Source organism: Rhizobium sp. KNZ2-6A, from assembly GCF_056755475.1.
In genome coordinates, this window is record NZ_JBNDIC010000003.1 from 174774 (window position 1) to 191175 (window position 16402).

Annotated in this window: 12 protein-coding genes and 2 pseudogenes; 6 read left to right on the plus strand and 8 right to left on the minus strand. The window is 60.8% G+C overall.

Annotated elements, in window-relative coordinates; genetic code table 11:
• Positions 1 to 4: 4 nt before the first annotated feature.
• The 5 genes and pseudogenes from ACPYOP_RS03515 to ACPYOP_RS03535 all read right to left on the minus strand — a co-directional run.
• Positions 5 to 661, minus strand: coding sequence for a glutathione S-transferase family protein (locus tag ACPYOP_RS03515; protein ID WP_481409003.1), 657 nt, complete (start codon positions 659 to 661; stop codon positions 5 to 7).
• Positions 658 to 1503, minus strand: a complete 846-nt coding sequence (locus ACPYOP_RS03520; protein ID WP_481409004.1) for an aromatic ring-hydroxylating dioxygenase subunit alpha — start codon at positions 1501 to 1503, stop codon at positions 658 to 660. Before ACPYOP_RS03520 ends, ACPYOP_RS03515 begins: the two co-directional genes overlap by 4 nt.
• A complete protein-coding gene (locus ACPYOP_RS03525; protein WP_481409005.1) occupies positions 1500 to 2144 on the minus strand; it encodes a Rieske 2Fe-2S domain-containing protein in 645 nt (214 codons plus the stop codon). The genes ACPYOP_RS03520 and ACPYOP_RS03525 overlap by 4 nt, the downstream gene beginning before the upstream one ends.
• Positions 2145 to 2282: 138 nt before the next feature.
• Positions 2283 to 2567 carry an acylphosphatase gene (locus ACPYOP_RS03530; RefSeq protein WP_481409006.1) on the minus strand — a complete coding sequence of 95 codons (285 nt, stop codon included), beginning with the start codon at positions 2565 to 2567 and terminating at the stop codon, positions 2283 to 2285.
• A gap of 128 nt (positions 2568 to 2695) precedes the next feature.
• Positions 2696 to 2877 (minus strand): annotated as a pseudogene (locus ACPYOP_RS03535) (sigma factor-like helix-turn-helix DNA-binding protein); the annotation flags it as partial.
• A 147-nt stretch (positions 2878 to 3024) separates the two neighbouring features.
• Between ACPYOP_RS03535 and ACPYOP_RS03540 the strand changes: the two are divergent.
• Positions 3025 to 5109 carry an acyltransferase family protein gene (locus ACPYOP_RS03540; protein ID WP_481409007.1) on the plus strand — a complete coding sequence of 695 codons (2085 nt, stop codon included), beginning with the start codon at positions 3025 to 3027 and terminating at the stop codon, positions 5107 to 5109.
• Between the two features lie 47 nt (positions 5110 to 5156).
• Here ACPYOP_RS03540 and ACPYOP_RS03545 read toward each other — a convergent pair whose 3' ends face one another.
• Complete coding sequence (locus ACPYOP_RS03545) at positions 5157 to 5753, minus strand: cation efflux transmembrane domain-containing protein (protein ID WP_481409008.1); 597 nt, start codon at positions 5751 to 5753, stop codon at positions 5157 to 5159.
• Positions 5754 to 5802: 49 nt separating this feature from the next.
• Positions 5803 to 6150, minus strand: a complete 348-nt coding sequence (locus tag ACPYOP_RS03550; RefSeq protein ID WP_481409009.1) for an NIPSNAP family protein — start codon at positions 6148 to 6150, stop codon at positions 5803 to 5805.
• Positions 6151 to 6219: 69 nt separating this feature from the next.
• On the opposite strand from ACPYOP_RS03550, the pseudogene ACPYOP_RS03555 reads away from it, so the two are divergent.
• A pseudogene (locus ACPYOP_RS03555) lies at positions 6220 to 6357 on the plus strand (IS5/IS1182 family transposase); the annotation flags it as partial.
• A 64-nt stretch (positions 6358 to 6421) separates the two neighbouring features.
• Here ACPYOP_RS03555 and ACPYOP_RS03560 read toward each other — a convergent pair.
• On the minus strand, positions 6422 to 7267 hold the full coding sequence (locus ACPYOP_RS03560; RefSeq protein ID WP_481409010.1) for an NAD(P)H-dependent oxidoreductase: 846 nt from the start codon (positions 7265 to 7267) through the stop codon (positions 6422 to 6424).
• 96 nt (positions 7268 to 7363) lie between these two features.
• Here ACPYOP_RS03560 and ACPYOP_RS03565 point away from each other — a divergent pair, with 96 nt between their 5' ends.
• From ACPYOP_RS03565 to ACPYOP_RS03580, 4 genes are all read left to right on the plus strand, one after another.
• Positions 7364 to 8296: a LysR family transcriptional regulator gene (locus ACPYOP_RS03565; protein WP_481409011.1), complete on the plus strand. Its 933-nt coding sequence runs from the start codon at positions 7364 to 7366 to the stop codon at positions 8294 to 8296.
• An 889-nt stretch (positions 8297 to 9185) separates the two neighbouring features.
• Positions 9186 to 10070 (plus strand): helix-turn-helix domain-containing protein, encoded by an 885-nt coding sequence (locus ACPYOP_RS03570; protein WP_481409012.1) that lies wholly within the window; start codon positions 9186 to 9188, stop codon positions 10068 to 10070.
• A gap of 327 nt (positions 10071 to 10397) precedes the next feature.
• Positions 10398 to 10817 (plus strand): hypothetical protein, encoded by a 420-nt coding sequence (locus ACPYOP_RS03575; RefSeq protein ID WP_481409013.1) that lies wholly within the window; start codon positions 10398 to 10400, stop codon positions 10815 to 10817.
• A 101-nt stretch (positions 10818 to 10918) separates the two neighbouring features.
• The gene (locus ACPYOP_RS03580) at positions 10919 to 16402 is read left to right on the plus strand and encodes a YadA-like family protein (RefSeq protein WP_481409014.1); all 5484 of its coding nucleotides are present in this window, start codon (positions 10919 to 10921) and stop codon (positions 16400 to 16402) included.

The following is a 16402-nucleotide window of genomic DNA, read 5'->3' on the forward strand; positions in this document are numbered from 1 at the left end:
TCCATCATGTCTCCCCTGCCGGATGAGGGTCGGGTTTCAGCTCGTGCAGGCGGTGAATGCCGGGCATTTCGATGAAACCGGGCAGGCTGCGGATGGCGCGCATCCAGAGCCGGATCAAGGGATAGGGGTCGAGCGAGATGCCACCGTCGGGCGCAAGCGCCACATAGGGGAAGCAGGCAATGTCGGCGATCGTCGGCCGGCTTGCCGCAAGGAATTGCATGCCGCGCTCTCCCTGTTCGAAGAGGCCGGCTTCGAGCTCACGCAGGGCCGCAATCCCCTGGGCCTGCAATGCCTTGATATCTCCCGGTCGCAGCAGCATCTCGTGGAGCCGCGCGCCGCCAAGATTGGCCGTCAGACGATGCGAGAAGGAGAGCCATTGCTGCACGCGTGCCGTCTCCTGCGGCGAACCCTGGCCAAGCCATTCCGGCGCACCATCGGCAGCGAGATAGGCAAGCATCGCCGAGGATTCGGTGAGCACGAGATCGCCATCTTCAAGGATCGGGATCGATCCCGCCGGATTGAGCGCCAGAAGCTCTTGCCCGCGATGCTCCGCACCGGGATGGAAATCGACCGACCGGATTTCGAGCTTGATGCCTAGGATGGCGGCCATCAGCCGTACCTTGTAGCAGCTTGGCGATAAAATATAGTCGTAGAGTTTCATTGTGCGACCAACTGTGCGCCGTAGGTATAGTTATGGCGCTTGAGCCATCGCCGGTAGGCGACCGAGGTGAGATCGGCCCTTGTCGGAATCTCCATGCCGGGATCAAGCGGAAGAAGCGTGGGTATCTGGTTTTCGAGGATCGAGCGATCCTGTAGGAAGATCGTCTGTTGAAAGTGAATGAGGTCGGTCATCGGCGTATCGTCGTCGAAGAGCGCCATCCACGGCCAGACATCGCACACGTCTTCGGCAAGAGGCTGAACGAACAAGGTGATGACATCCCATTCGCCTGGTCGCGGAGGACAGGTCTTGTAGAGCACCGAACAGGTCGGTGCCGGCACGCGGTACATATATTCGGTCGTAATGCCGCCGGACGCCGATTTTGCAGCCTGCGGCTGGTAGAACTTCACCTGCGTCGCCCAAACTTCATCCTCGTTCTCGCGGATCTCGACCTTGTAATTTTCGACCTCCGTATGCGGTTCCGCACCGAGGATGTCGGTGTGGACGAAGGGAAAATGCGCGATGTCGAGAAAGTTCTCGACGGCGCGAAGCGGCGAGCAGCGCACGCGGACCACGCCGACATGGACGAAACGGCGGCCCGGCTGATCGGCCTCCGGAATGGCAAAAAGCTCCTTGTCCGGCTTTCCGAGGGAAGACCAGACATGGCCATACCGGACGCGGACGGGGAGGGTGCGGCCATTGTCCGTCACCACCCGCGCATTCCCATCGCGATCACGCGCAACCTCGATGGCCTCGCCCATCAGATAGGTCTTGTTTCCCTTTTCGCTGAGTTGGCTGAAGAGGCCGACTGGATACCATTCGTCGATCATTGCGCCGCCTTTCATTCCGCATCCTCCCTGTGGCGCTCTTCCGCCCGGCGGCGAAGGGTTTCGGCAATGCGGGACGCCGTCAGGCGGTCTGCAGGGCTGCGGTCCCGTTCGATCAGGAGATGAACGAGCGTGCACTTTTCCTGGGGTGCCAGCAGCAGCCGGATCCACGGGAATTCAGTGAGGCGGATTAGCCCGTTCGCATCGATCTCTGCTCCTGCCGCGCCCTCGATCGCCGTAACGTCCGCTTCCACGGTTAAAGAGCGTAGCGGTATGAACGCGTCGAGTTGCGGAGGCTGGGTCGCCTGATGTCCGGCAGCTACCCATAAAATGCCGTTCGATTCTTCGACGCGCTGGACGGCGACGCGGACGGTTTCGGGAGGGACCAGATCGGGATGGGCCGGAATGCGGATGCATCCGCCCGATGGGGAATAGCTCCATCCATGATAGATACAGGACAGCGCCTCGCCACGGACGAAACCATGCGACAATCGCATTCCGCGATGGGGACAGCGGTCCGAGGATGCGGTTGCGCGGCCAGACTGACTGCGCCACAGGGCAATTGAGCCGGCCGATGTCCAGGCCGGTATGACGGTTCCTGGCGGTAGATCAAAGGAAAGGGCGACTGGCGCCCAGGACCCGGCCCCATCAAATGGCATAGCCTTAACTCTCTTAATTTCATCAATGACTTAACGTCACCGGTCATAGGCAGGCGCCGATCCCTGCATCCCCACGGCCATCAGAAACTTGCATAAACAATTCGCATTGGCAACATTGATTAAATAAAAGGCAGTAGATCAGGAGTTCCTAAGATGCGGTACTTCGTGACCATCCACGACACTGCGCTGGATTTCCTCCACCCAGACATCGATCGGACCGAGCGAGCAGCCCATTTCCAGCATATCGATCAATTCCACGGGGCCGGCGACCTCAAGCTCGATCCTATCAGTGCCGGAATCGAAGAATGTCTGAGCAAGTCCGAGCTTATTGGCGTGGCGCTGGATCCACGGGACGAACGAGGTCGAGCTGACGTCGCCCAGGATCGTCATGCGTTCTCGAACGTCACCCTGCCGCGCCTGCATCCGTAAATGTCCTCGTTTCAATTGGTCTGACTTGATAGCCGTGTGGCGAATTTTTGAAAGGTCAAATTTAGTCGATAAGACCATTCTTCGGCGTTGCCAGCATTCAAGTCAAATCCCCGGCTCTGTGTTCAGCCGGCGCATCTTGCGCCGTCCAACGGAAACGGCAAAGAGAATGTTCCTATGCGCGACGCAGCCGCGTCTTGACGGTTCCCGATTTGATGCCGAGATGTGACGCGGCCTCCTCGGTGCTCATTCCCTCGATGTCCCGCGGCACGAAGATCGCGTGGAATTCATCTTCTGATTGCCCGACGCCGGCCGGTGACCGCGGCGTCTGCGAATCCCTGAGCCTGCAACGGAAGGCGGGATTTTTCAGCTTTACGTCAGTTCATAAGCCTATTTGCTAAAAAGCGACACGTTGCGGCTGTATGCGCGTATCGTCAGACTTGGAGAATTGATTTTGAATCTTGTTCTTAGGCGCTCGTCTTCCACGACGCCCGTCCACGGATATGAGCCCAGCAGCCTCACCTATCGCCGCGATATCGATGGCCTGCGAGCTCTAGCGATCATTCCGGTCGTTCTCTATCACGCGGGCATTCCCGGTTTCAGCGGCGGCTTCGTTGGCGTCGACGTATTTTTCGTCATCTCGGGCTTTCTGATGGCGTCGTTGATTTCGAACGAGATCGCTCGAGGCGAATTCAGTCTGGTGCGGTTCTATGAGCGCCGCATCCGTCGGATTTTCCCGGCGCTGTTTGCGGTCCTGGCTGCCTCTTTCATCGCGGCGTGGTGGCTGCTGATGCCGGCCGAATTCGCCTATTTCGCGCGCAGCCTGAAGGCGGCGGCCCTCTTCACATCGAATATCCAGTTCGAGAAGGAAAGTGGTTACTTCGATATCGGCGCGCAGATGAAGCCGCTGCTGCACACCTGGTCGCTTGCCGTCGAAGAGCAGTTTTATATTCTTTTCCCGCTGCTGCTGATCGTCGTCACCCGGTTTGCCCGGCGGCATGCCACGCTGATTTTGGCGGGATTGCTGGTCGTTTCGTTTGTGGCGAGCACCTGGACGTTGTTCCAGTCTCAAGCCGAGGCATTCTATCTGCTTCAGTTTCGCGCCTGGGAGCTTCTTCTCGGCGCACTGCTGGCCTTCGGTGTCATACCGATGCCGAAGGCGCCCGAGATGCGGGCGGGATTGGCGGCTGCGGGCGTCCTTCTGATCGCCATTGCCATATTCGGCTTCAGCGACAAGACCCTATTTCCGGGTCCGGCGGCGCTGCTGCCCTGTCTTGGCGCGGCACTGGTCATCCATGCGCGTGCTGAACGAGGGGCGGCGAGCCGCCTTCTGCGATCCAGACCGATGGTCTTTGCAGGGCTAATCTCCTATTCCCTTTATCTGTGGCACTGGCCGATCATCGTCTTCAGCCGCGAGATGACCGGACGGGAGCTTTCCCTGTTGCAAAGTGGTGCGATCGTTGCGGCGTCGCTTGCCGCCGCCGTCATCTCATGGCGCTTCATCGAACAGCCGTTTCGCGGGCGCGGCAGCCTAATGAAGCGCTTGCCGCTCTTTGCCGGCGCGGTGATAGTCGTGATTGTCGCTACCGGGCTCGGAGACTATGTCGCACATCATGGCGGCGTCCCGGATCGGCTGTCGGCGGATGTGCGGAAGGTCTATGCTTCCACCTACGATCAGAGCCGTTTCAGCCTGCCGCCGTGTTTCGCCGATTCCGATGCGACGGCGCCGTCCGAGGCAGATATCCGCGCCGGCAAGCTTTGTCTGCTCGGCCCAGAAGGTTCGGGCAAGCCATCCTTCCTTGTATGGGGAGACTCCCATTCCGGGGCCATGGCTCCTGCCATCGATGCCGCCGCGGCCCAAGTCGGCATCACCGGCCTGTTCGCGGGACATGCGTCGTGTCCGCCGTTGCCGGGAGTTCAGCTCACGGCGCGCGGCGATACCGAGCGCTGCGGCAAGTTCAATGGGGCCGTGCGGGATCTGATCGCGTCGCAGCACGTTCCGCTGGTCTTCCTGGCCGCCTATTGGCCCAAATATGTTCATGACGCCGAAATGCCGAACCAGGGTCCGTATTTCGATCCATCGGTGCCGCCGCCGCTGGAGGATCGATCCGCTTCGATCGTCCAAACGCTGGATGATCTGCTGGCTGATTTGACCAGGCAGGGAACCAAAGTCGTGCTGATCTCGGATGTTCCCGAGATGGGGCGCTATATGCCGGAGGCCGTCGCCAAGGCGATGATACAAGGCACATCGACGGATCTCGCGCCGCCATTGGACTATATCGAGAAGCGGCAGGCGCTCCCGCACGCGATCCTGAGCCGTCTTGCCGCGAAATACGGCGCGACGATCATCGATCCGCTGCCTTCCATCTGCAGCAACGGCCGTTGCGATGCTGTGCGAAACGGCCTGCCGCTGTACAAGGACGCCGACCACCTTGCAGCGACTTTCGCGGCGACCTTAAGTCCGCTCTATGTTCCAGCTCTGTCCGAGCTTCGTCGATCGCTGACAACGGCTAGCGCCGAGACCAGCGCCGGTCATTGATCGTCCTCATCATGCATCATCGTCCAGGCTGAGCGGCGGGCGGGTTTCTACGGCTGGGCGGTTTGGTGCTCGTTGCGTGCGGCGCTCCACACCTCGCGGGCGGCATCGGCATTCATCGCGGCGATCGCCAGCCCGACGATGAGGTCAGGCCAGGCGGAACGCCAGACAAAGGCTGTCACAAGACCCGCGGCAATGATGGCGATGTTTGCAAGAGCATCATTGCGGGCGGACAGAAACGCCGCGCGTGTAAGGCTGCCGCCATGGTGACGGTAGCGGGTGAGCATCACCGCGCAGGAAAGATTGACAACAAGCGCGCCCAGGCCCGTCAATGTCAGCGGCAGCGGATCGGGTGCGACGGGGGTCATGAACTTCTGCCAGGCGGTCCACACGGTGGCGAGCCCCGGAACCAGCAATATGCCGGCGAGCGCCATGCCGAGGCGGGCACGATTGCGGGCGCTCCAGCCGAGCGCGATGGCGATCAGCAGATTGACGGAGGCGTCTTCAAGAAAGTCGACACTGTCGGCCAATAGAGAGACTGAGCCGATCGACAATGCCACCAGGAATTCAACGCCGAAATAGCCGAGATTGAGAAGTGCCACATAGATGACGGTACGTTTCAGGCCCTCTCCCATGAGCGAAATCATTACCAGTCCTTCGTCTCCGTGGGCTTGGCGGTATTGTTTCTATCCGTATTCAACCATCGGCCTCGACGGAGGTAAAGGGGCGAAAGAATCCAGTCGGCTGCAGGATCGAGCTGGCGATATTGGCAACGATCTGGCCCGGCGCCTCGCTCTTTGCCCTAGCCTCCTTCCAGGCTGGATCAGCCAGGAATTCCCCCCATTTCCGCTCGCGCTCCTCCAGGGATTGCCATTCGAGGAAATAGATGAGGTCATAGCTGGAAGGCCCGATCATCGTCGTCCAGAAACCGAGGGGGCGGATGCCGAGCCGGTCCCAGATCGCCAGCGTCGCCGTTTCGAAACGCTCCTGGAGCGCTGGCAGCTTGCCGGGCAAGCAAGTATAGATGCGCATTTCATGGATCATTAAAAATCCTCATCGAGTGAATTCAGAACAGGCCGAGCCTGTCCCTGAGAGCCCGATACCTGGGCTGCTATTGCTCGATATGAGCATAACCGAGGCGCGCTTCGTTTTTCAAGTGATTTGACGGACCGGGAATGGGCATTGACCAGATCCTCTAATCCACCGGCAAGCAGTGGTGGGCGACCGAGGGCGACGAATATGCGCTCGGTCGCGAAGGAAGACCGGCGCCTTGAGGTGCCGGGCAGCCTGATACGGGACGCCGGTTCGTGTGGATTTATGACCGGACCTTCCATCCGGCGAGCGCTTCAGAATGCTGGAAACCCGGATCAGCGTCGGCGGCATCTTTCAGGTGAAGCGCAAAAGCTGATGCTCCCGGATCGCCCAGCTCCGCGCGCAGTTGCATGGTCGGGATATGATAATCCCCGCCATTTTGACGCCGGTAAGGAATAGGACGCGTTGTCTCAAGGGTTCGCAGCCGGTCGCGCAGACTTTCGGCGGCGGCTTCGAAGCGCGTTTCGTTGAAGCGATCGGTACTATAGGTCACGAAAGGCGGCAGTACGTCATAGCCCGGATAATAAAGGATGCCGTGGTTGATCGGGAACAGCAGGTCATCGATGGAGCCGTTGACGCCGCGCGGCGAATAATGTTCCTGCCAACCGCCTGCCGTCACCATCAACATGGCACGCTTGCCGACCAGCGTTCCCTCGCCATAGCGATCACCCCAGCGCTTGTCGCTGTGTTCGCCGACACCATAGGCGAAGCCGTATGCGAACACGCGATCGACCCAGCCTTTCAAGATAGCGGGCATGGTGAACCACCAGAGCGGAAACTGGAGGATCAATGTATCGGCCCAGAGAAGTTTCTCGATCTCTGCCTTGACATCGTCCGTGAGCGTGTCGCTGTCGAAAGCATGTTTGGAGGCCGCAACCGGCAGAAGCCGGTCGTCGGGAGCCAAAGAAGGAAAGTCGGCGCGATCGATCTCGGATTTCCACCGCATGGCATAGAGATCGGAAACCTGAACCGTATGTCCGGCTGCTTCCAGCTCTTGGACGGCGACGTCGCGGAGCGATGCCGAAAGGGATTTCGGTTCTGGGTGGGCGAAAACGATGAGCACATTCATGACGAACACCTGCTTGTTGGCGATAGTTTCATCCCAAGATAGACCATGCCAGACTAATGCGTTATATGGAGGGAATGGATAGGATAATGCCGAATAATGGATAGATCAGACATTACGCTCGAACGCATCCGCAGCTTCGTTCGCGTCGCCGAGCGCGGGAACCTGTCGGTCGTGGCGCGCGAGCTGAACGTCGGCCAGTCGAGCATCACGCGGCATGTGCGCGAGCTTGAGGATGCCCTGGGCGTGGCGCTGCTGAGCCGGACGACCCGCCGCGTCACGCTGACGGAGGAAGGCAGCCGCTACTATGCCGATGTCATCCAAATCCTGCGCCTAGTGGAACAGGCGACCGATGAAGCGCGAAGCGCGCAGGGCGCCCATGCCGGCACGGTTCGCATTTCGTGCACGGCCGCGCTCGGCGTCCGGCACGTCAGCCGATTGATCTTCGCCTTCCAGGACCGCTACCCCGAGATCGCGGTCGATCTCAGCCTGACCGATGAGCGCATCGATCTCGTCCGCGAGGGGGTGGATATTGCGCTGCGCCTCGGCCCGCTCGCCGATAGTTCCATGAAGCTGCGGGCGATCGGCCAGAGCCGGCGTGTTCTCGTCGCGTCTCCCGCCTATCTGGCAAGACATGGCCGGCCGACGACGCCCGAGGAACTCAAGGGTCATGAGGGCGTCCGCATGTCGAACATTGCCGGGAGCGAAGATCTCGTGCTCGAACGGGCGGGAGATAAACGCTGCATCGTGCCGTTCGGCGGGCGGCTTGAGGTGGATCACGGACTTGCCGCGCGCGAAGCCCTTGCGGTAGCCCGCGGCTTTGGTCCGGCCCATATCTGGCTGGTGGACGATCTTCTCGCGGACGGTCGCCTCGAAACGATCCTGCCCGACTACACGCCGCCGCCGGTGCCGTTGAACATGCTTATTGCGCCGGAACGGACCAGTATTGCGCGTGTGAGGCTGCTGGTGGAGTTTCTGGCCGAACAGCTACCGCACGTTCCCGGCATAAGGCGATCGCAGGCGGAGAAATAGGCGGTCCGTTCTGAGAACAGATAAGGCGTGTCTTGCCGTTGTCCGGCCGCCGACTGTGCCGGAATTCACCGGCAAAATTTCTGCTTTCCGATCGGCTTCGGTAATTCACCAATCAGGTACATATTGCTGTGCCTTGTGCCACGATCCTGTCCCAATGATAGAATAGTTTTCAATTTTTCTGGTAACTATGGCAGCGTAACCCCTGAGTTTCCTAGTGATATGGTGCTGTTTGTCGTGATCAAGGTCGGATTGATCGCAGCAAAGCAGTAGTGTGATTGGGGACTAGCCTTGCGAACATCTTTATACCTTCTTCCGGATTTATTTTACATTAGGAATGTGATAGCAGACATATAGTAGTCCCGAGAGAGTGATAATGGTCGAATTCAATTTTAGCGAGCCACCTAAAGGGAACGGCTCTGAGGACATTTCGAACGAGTGCCAACGCCAATTGCTGCCTATCGTTAGTGAAATTGTCCGAGCCGCGGTTGCAGCTGGATGGAACGAGAGGGATGTCCTTCTGGCGATGGCGGATGTTGCGTGGGATTTGCATGAAAAGCGGCGTGGCGATCTTTAGCCGCGGCAATAGCCGCTGATTATTTTTCTACTCCAACGCGAAATAAAATACAGCCCGAGAACAGCCCTCTGTTGAATTGTGGCGGATCCATTCGAGCCGACTAATAAAAGAAGCGCTTAGCGCCTTATTCTTTCTTTACCATGTGAATATTTCCCCTTCAAAACTCAGTAATTTATACTATTTAATTCCGCGCTATAGGCTGATTTGCAGCGGCGTTGAGCGAGCAGGGTTGGGAAATTGAGGTTGCAATCAAGGATTGTTACTTTTGCCTGTTTCTCGCGTCCATGAAATTTCGTCAGGGGCGGGCGATGCATAATGAGATTTGCGGGTGAGGTCCGGGAGCGGGCCGATCGATATGTATTCGACATAATCCCTGAGAGTGCGGGGCCGAGAAAGGCCTCCACGCGGGGGAGCGTCATAAACTCCGTTCGCAATCCCGGATCGCAAACGTTCTTTGCCAGGGAACATGCAGTGGGAATCGTGCTGGCCCCCATGCGTGGCTTGCGAGCCTCTCTCGGCAGCGACCGAATCACTGAGTACGATGCGCCGGTTGGCTGTATCGTGGTCAATCCCGCCGGGGTGGATAGTACCCTTGCCTGGCAGGAAACCAGAACAAATCTTGTCGTCGCCATTCCTCCTGACGTTCTGTCCGAATTAGCGCTCCAGGAGTTCGATCTTGGCAACGTGGAACTCCAGCCGCCTGATTTCGGCACCGTCGATCCAGTGGCCCTCGGCATAGCGCAGAGAATCTCAGTCGAGTTAACCGGGAAAGCAATTTCGAATGAACTCTATCTGGATTCATTGGTTACGTTATTCAGCACACATCTGCTTCGCACCTATACAAGCCGCATGAAACAGCTTCCTTCGCCAAAAGGCGGGCTTTCCGCCAAAAGCGCTCGACGCGTGCAGGAATATCTTCGCGAGCATTTTACCGAAAAGGTACATGTCGCGGAGCTTGCTGCGGTCGCCGGCATTTCTCCCAATCACTTCATCGTGAGGTTTGCCAAAACGTTCGGCATGCCGCCGCATCGCTATGTCATCAATCTACGCCTGGACATGGCGGAAGAGCTGCTCGCGGCAGGCGAAGTCTCCATCGCGGAAATCGCCTACATGACCGGTTTCTCGGATCAAAGCCATCTGGCCACAACCATGAAGAGATATCGCGGAAAAACACCGACAGAACTCCGATTCGCGCGATAGGCGTGGCGGACCATAGGCGGCAAACATAGGCGGTAGAAGTCTCGCTCGTTTCAGCCCGAAGCCGATTTTCATTTTAGCAAGTGCTCTATCTCTCGGATATGCCGAGGGATAGAGGCTGCCTGCAGCTGAAAAGTTCTTGTCCGGGTATGCATATCAAGCGATCCCCGGTGCCCGTGCAAAACAGCCTGCGGTACGTGTGGCAAAACGGCTACAGGTGCAACCGCCAAAGCGAAAAACCGTAATTTTCTAAAAAAAATCCGGAATTTTCTAAAATACGCTTATGCGAAAATAAGATCATGGTCGCTGACGGTAACTATCCGGTGCGCTATGGACATTCAATTCCCCGAATTTGAAATCTTTGCTCCGAAAGTCGAGGTGGCCTGGTCTGCCTTGCAACAACGATATGCCAGCCGCCTCACCGGCGCTGAACTCGATTATCTATTTGCCTGCCTTGTCCTTGGTTTGACCTCCCCGGCCTATGGGGAAGGGGAGCCTTCCTTCCATTTCGATGTCTGCCGCGCCCTGGTGGCGATGAAGCTTCCTCCCGATCGGGCTGAAGCCGCATTGCATACCGTCCCGGCGCCGACGGAGCCATGGGTCGAAAGCCTGCGTGAGCAGCTCGAAAGCCAAAGTGCCAAGATGGGGCAAACACTTCGGGAAATGCGGAATTTCAATGACGACGCGGCCGCAGATGCGGATCCAGGCGTGCTTAGTCGTTCAGTCAACAACGAGGAGAAGGCAGCATGAGGGAATGCATTGGGGAACATCTGCAGACTAAATCTCGTAGCGGATTTGCTGGAAACTCCGTTTCAGCCGATCGCGCCGATCGGTCCCTCCGGCGCCGCTTGATGGCTGTACTGCGGATGGCGTCTCGCGTGCTCGGCATGCGCCGCAAAGATCTCGGAATTGGCGCACCAGGGACGGGCAGCGTCTCCTCTATCGAAAGCTATCCGAGCGCCTTCGCCGCGCAGGGTAAGCGGGCCCTCTTGGCGGGTGTTGCAGTGCTGGCGGTGTCCGCGCTTCAGGTTGCTCCGGCACAGGCACAATTTGTCGGCGGCGGCGGATCTGCGACGGGTGTTCGCGCCATCTCGATCGGATCCAGCTCCGTCGCGTCCGGTTCCGATGCCATTGCCGAGGGCTCCGGTTCGAACGCAGGCGGCCAGAATGGCGTCGCCATCGGCTTCGGAACGGTCGCATCGCAGCTAAACGCCGTCAATCTAGGGTCTAACACCGTTGCGACGGCAGGCGCCAGAGCACAGAGCGCCATCGCCATCGGAACGGATGTCACGGCTTCCCAGGTCGATGCCATTGCGATAGGCCGCCAGGCCGTTTCGTCAGCGCAATATGGCCTGGCTTTCGGTCTGAATGCAAAGGCCACGGGTACTGGCGGCGCGGTCGCGATCGGCAGCGGCGCGATCTCAAATAACGTCAACACGTTAGCGCTTGGCGTTCAGTCCAACGCCATCGCAGCCGGCGCCAGCGCCTTGGGCACCTTTTCCACGGCTTCTGGAGGGAACTCGACAGCGGTTGGCGTCAGCGCCGGCGCCACCAACAGCTATGCTTTTGCGGGTGGTTGGGCCTCCGTCGCCAGCGGGGACAGCTCGCTCGCCCTTGGTAAGCAAGCCGCTGCATCGGGCGTTAACTCTGTCGCAGCCGGCGCCAGCACCGTTGCATCGGGAGCCTTCGGGGTTGCCTTGGGTAACCAGGCGCAGACGCTCGCCGGCGGTGGTGCTGTAGCGATAGGCTCGGGCGCAACCGTCGCCAGCACGGGGACCTCGAGCGTCGCGCTCGGCAATAACGCGAGCGCCGCTGGTGTTCTATCGGTTGCGACGGGCGGCGGTGCCAATGCCAGCGGTGACAATTCGACTGCCACAGGACGCCAGGCTGCCGCCAGTGGTACAAACGCGTCCGCATACGGATCTGGAACTGTTGCGGCAGGCGACAATTCGCTCGCTGCCGGCGTCAGCGCCAGCTCGGCCGGTGCACAGTCTGTGGCGCTCGGCAACCAGGCTAACGCGCAGTCAGGAGCGGCGGTTGCGATAGGCAATGGAGCGACTGCCTCCGGCGGCCTTCCCGGCGCCGGGGCCATCGCCATGGGCATTGGCGCCAAAGCCATCGCCACGGGCAGCGGTTCACCGATCGCCATCGGCGCTAACTCCAATGCGAGCGGCGCTTCGGGCACGGCGCTTCCCGGCGGCTTCACATCGTTCGAAGCGACCGCAATCGGCAATAGTGCAGTCGCCACGGGGCAGGGCGGCACGGCTCTCGGCATCGCGAGCCAGGCAACAGGTACCTGGTCCACTGGCCTCGGCCTGAGCACCACGGCGTCGGGAGATCGTGCGACCGCGGTCGGTGTCCTCGCCAGCGCGACGGCGGCCGACACTATCGCCGTCGGCTCGAGCGCAAAGGCCGATTCCGCCGAAGCGGTCGCGATGGGCAAGAACGCGACGGCCACCGGCGGCAAGGCCGTCTCCATCGGCTCCGGCAACACCGCTTACGGCGACGGCGCGGTCGCGATCGGCGATCCGAGCTATGCCAGCGGCACGGGCGCCTTTACCGGCGGTGCCAACAACATCGCTAACAGCGATGGCACGGCAAGCGCTACCGCCGCCAATCAGGCGGCGGGCGCGGTCGCGATCGGTAACAACAACAAGGCGATCGGCCAGGGCTCGGTTGCGCTCGGCAACGGTTCCACGGCGGGTGCCTCCGGTTTCGTCGGCAATGTCGCATTGGGTAACGGCGCGACGGCAACAGCGAATTCCGGCGATGTGGCCCTGGGTTCGGGCTCATCGACCCTCGCAGCGGTCGGCACCGCCAGTGCGGTGATCGGCGGCAATACCTATAATTTCGCCGGCACGACACCAACCTCGACGGTGAGTGTGGGCGCGCTGGGTGCCGAGCGCACCATCACCAACGTAGCAGCAGGCAGGCTCAACAACGGTTCGACGGACGCCGTCAACGGCTCGCAGCTCTTCGCGACCAACCAGCAGGTTGACCTGAACACGACCGCGATCAACAACATCAACACCGGCGTTGGCATCAAGTATTTCCACGCCAACTCGGCGGCGGCGGACTCATCTGCGACGGGTGCGGACTCGGTCGCGATCGGACCTCTCTCGGTTGCGGCAGGGGCGAACGCCATCGCCGCCGGCAACGGCGCGACGGCCTCCGGCCTCGACGCGGCGGCGTTGGGATACATATCCAAGGCCACGGGTGACTACAGCACCGCCATCGGCCCCAATGCCAATGCGACAGCCACGTCCAGCACCGCGATCGGCCAGAACGCGTTTGCTACCGGCGTTCAGGCGAGCGCTCTCGGCGCAGGAGCGAATGCCGGTGCTCAGAACGCGCTGGCGTTGGGTGCCCTTTCCGTTGCCAACAACGCAGGCGACGTGGCGCTCGGCTCGGGCTCGGTGACCGACGTCGCGGTCGGCACCGCCAGCGGGGTGGTCAACGGCACGACTTATGCCTACCAGGGCACGACACCGGCTTCGACGGTCAGCGTCGGCGCCGTGGGTGCCGAGCGCACCATCACCAATGTTGCGGCGGGCCGGGTCAGCGGGTCGTCCACCGACGCCGTCAACGGTTCGCAGCTCTTTGCCACCAACCAGGCGGTCGACGCCATAGGCACACAGCTCAACAACATCAACGTCGGCGGCGGCATTAAGTACTTCCATGCCAATTCGACGGCGGCAGACTCGTCGGCGACCGGTGCGGACTCGGTCGCGATCGGACCTCTTTCGATTGCGGCGGGGGCGAACGCCATCGCGGCCGGCAACGGTGCGACGGCCTCCGGCCTCGACGCGGCGGCGTTCGGATACATATCCCAGGCCACCGGTGACTACAGCACCGCTATCGGCCCCAATGCCAATGCGACAGCCATCTCCAGCACCGCAGTCGGCCAGAACGCCTTTGCCACCGGCGCTCAATCGACCGCTCTCGGCAAACAAGCGAATGCCAGCGCCGCGGATGCACTCGCGCTGGGCGTCAACGCCACTGCAGGCAATGCGGGCTCGGTAGCGCTCGGTTCGGGCTCGGTGACGGACGTCGCCGTCGGCACGGCCAGCACGGTGATCGGCACCACCACCTACAACTTCGCCGGTACGACGCCGGCCTCCACGGTCAGCGTCGGCGCCGTCGGTGCCGAGCGCACCATCACCAATGTCGCGGCGGGCCGCCTCAACAATGGTTCGACGGATGCCATCAACGGTTCGCAGCTCTTCGCCACCAACCAGCAGGTGACGCAGAACACCACCGACATCACCACCATCAACGGCAACCTGACCAATCTCGGCAATACCATCAACAATATTGCCGGTGACACGTCGACGGCCTATACCGACGCAAATGGTGATGGCATCCGCTACGTACGCACCAACGATAGGACGCTTGCGGTCAGCGACTCCTCCGCTCAGGGGATCGGTTCCACGGCCGTCGGCTATAACGCCACCTCGATCGCCGACAATTCGCTCGCGCTCGGCATGAATAGCCAATCCACCATCGTCGGCGGCGTGGCCCTTGGTTCGGGATCGGTTGCCGATCGGGTACTTGCCCCGGCCTCCGGCCAGCTCCCGGCAGGCCCGACGAACTTCATCCAGTACAATACGACGGACAAGACCCTGTTGGGCGCAGTCTCGGTCGGTTCGAGCACGGCCTATCGGCAGATCACCAATGTGGCTGACGGTAGCAGCGCGCAGGATGCCGTCACGGTTCGCCAGCTTCAGGGTGCCATCGCTTCGGTGGCGGCAACGCCGAGCAAGTACTTCCATGCGAACTCGGCCGCCGGCGACTCGCTTGCCGTGGGTGCGGAGTCGGTGGCGGTCGGCCCGACCACCATCGTCAATGGTGACAACGGCATCGGCATCGGCAATGGCGCGGTCGTCGATCAGGTGGCGCCCGGCGGCACGGCCATCGGCCAGAATGCCCACGTCATGCTCGCCGACGGTGTTGCACTCGGCACCAACTCGCTGGCGGCAGGCGTACAGTCGGTCGCATTGGGCGCAGGCGCGCAGGCCAACAACATCAACAGCGTCGCTCTCGGCGCACAATCCGTGACGACCGTGGGCGCTGAGGCGGGCTATACCGGCTTTGCCCTCACAGGCCCGCAAACCTCAGTCGGTGAAGTGTCGATCGGCTCGGCCGGATCGGTGCGCAAGCTGACCAATCTGGCAGCCGGTTCGGCCGATACCGATGGCGTGAACGTCAGCCAGCTCAAGGGTCTCGGTACCAACATTACCAACCTGATCGGCGGCGGCACGACGGTCAATCCGGATGGCTCGATCACCGGCCCGACCTATAATGTTCAGGGCAACAACTACACCACGGTTTACGATGCCTTCGGTGCGGTCAACAATACATTGACCAACATCACCAGTGGCGGCGGCATCAAATACTTCCATGCCAACTCCACGCTCGCAGATTCCGTGGCAGGCGGCACTGACAGCGTCGCGATCGGTCCTCAGAGTGTCGCCAGCGGCGTGAGCAGCTTGGCAGCAGGACTTGGATCCGCCGCAGTAGGGCAGGGTGCGGTCGCCCTCGGTCAGGGCGCGCAGGCCAACAATGCCAATGATGTGGCCCTGGGCTCTGGTTCCACAACACAGGCTGCCGTCCCGACCACCGGTACCGACATCCAGGGTCAGCACTACAACTTTGCCGGCACCGCGCCAGTCGGAACGGTGAGTGTGGGTTCTCAAGGGGCTGAAAGAACCATCACGAACGTCGCCGCCGGCCGCATCTCTGACAGCAGCACCGATGCCATCAACGGATCGCAGCTTTTTGCCACCAATCAGGCGATCAACAGCCTGCAGACGGGTGTCGGCACGATTACCAAGAACGCCGTCACCTATGACCTCAATCCTGATGGCAGCAAGAAGAACAGCATCACGCTGCAGGGCGGCGACGTCAATGCGCCGGTGGTCATCTCCAATGTCGGCAAGGGTGTCGCTCCCACCGATGCCGTCAATGTCGCTCAGTTGACCGACAGCTTCAACCAGGGCAAATCGTATACGGATACCGCCGTCGGCAACACATTGACCGCGGCTAACAACTATACGGACCAGAAGTTCGGGAAACTGAACCAGGAGCTCGGCGACGTACGGTCGGAAGCAAGACAGGCGGCCGCGATAGGGCTTGCCGCCGCATCGCTTCGCTATGACGACCGTCCTGGCAAGCTGAGCGTGGCTGTCGGCGGCGGCGTCTGGCGGGGTGAAGGGGCTCTCGCCTTCGGTGCGGGCTATACCAGCGAAGACGGGCGCATTCGCGGCAACTTGTCGGGTACGGCGGCTGGCGGCCAGGTGGGCGTCGGCGCTGGTCTCAGCTTCACCTTGAACTGA

Bases quoted from the DNA above. Each gene is read 5' to 3' on its own strand.
- ACPYOP_RS03515 (WP_481409003.1), bottom strand. From the start codon at position 661: ATGAAACTCTACGACTATATTTTATCGCCAAGCTGCTACAAGGTACGG.
- ACPYOP_RS03520 (WP_481409004.1), bottom strand. From the start codon at position 1,503: ATGAAAGGCGGCGCAATGATCGACGAATGGTATCCAGTCGGCCTCTTC.
- ACPYOP_RS03525 (WP_481409005.1), bottom strand. From the start codon at position 2,144: ATGCCATTTGATGGGGCCGGGTCCTGGGCGCCAGTCGCCCTTTCCTTT.
- ACPYOP_RS03530 (WP_481409006.1), bottom strand. From the start codon at position 2,567: ATGCAGGCGCGGCAGGGTGACGTTCGAGAACGCATGACGATCCTGGGC.
- ACPYOP_RS03545 (WP_481409008.1), bottom strand. From the start codon at position 5,753: ATGATTTCGCTCATGGGAGAGGGCCTGAAACGTACCGTCATCTATGTG.
- ACPYOP_RS03550 (WP_481409009.1), bottom strand. From the start codon at position 6,150: ATGATCCATGAAATGCGCATCTATACTTGCTTGCCCGGCAAGCTGCCA.
- ACPYOP_RS03560 (WP_481409010.1), bottom strand. From the start codon at position 7,267: ATGAATGTGCTCATCGTTTTCGCCCACCCAGAACCGAAATCCCTTTCG.
- ACPYOP_RS03565 (WP_481409011.1), top strand. From the start codon at position 7,364: ATGGATAGATCAGACATTACGCTCGAACGCATCCGCAGCTTCGTTCGC.
- ACPYOP_RS03570 (WP_481409012.1), top strand. From the start codon at position 9,186: ATGAGATTTGCGGGTGAGGTCCGGGAGCGGGCCGATCGATATGTATTC.
- ACPYOP_RS03575 (WP_481409013.1), top strand. From the start codon at position 10,398: ATGGACATTCAATTCCCCGAATTTGAAATCTTTGCTCCGAAAGTCGAG.
- ACPYOP_RS03580 (WP_481409014.1), top strand. From the start codon at position 10,919: ATGGCTGTACTGCGGATGGCGTCTCGCGTGCTCGGCATGCGCCGCAAA.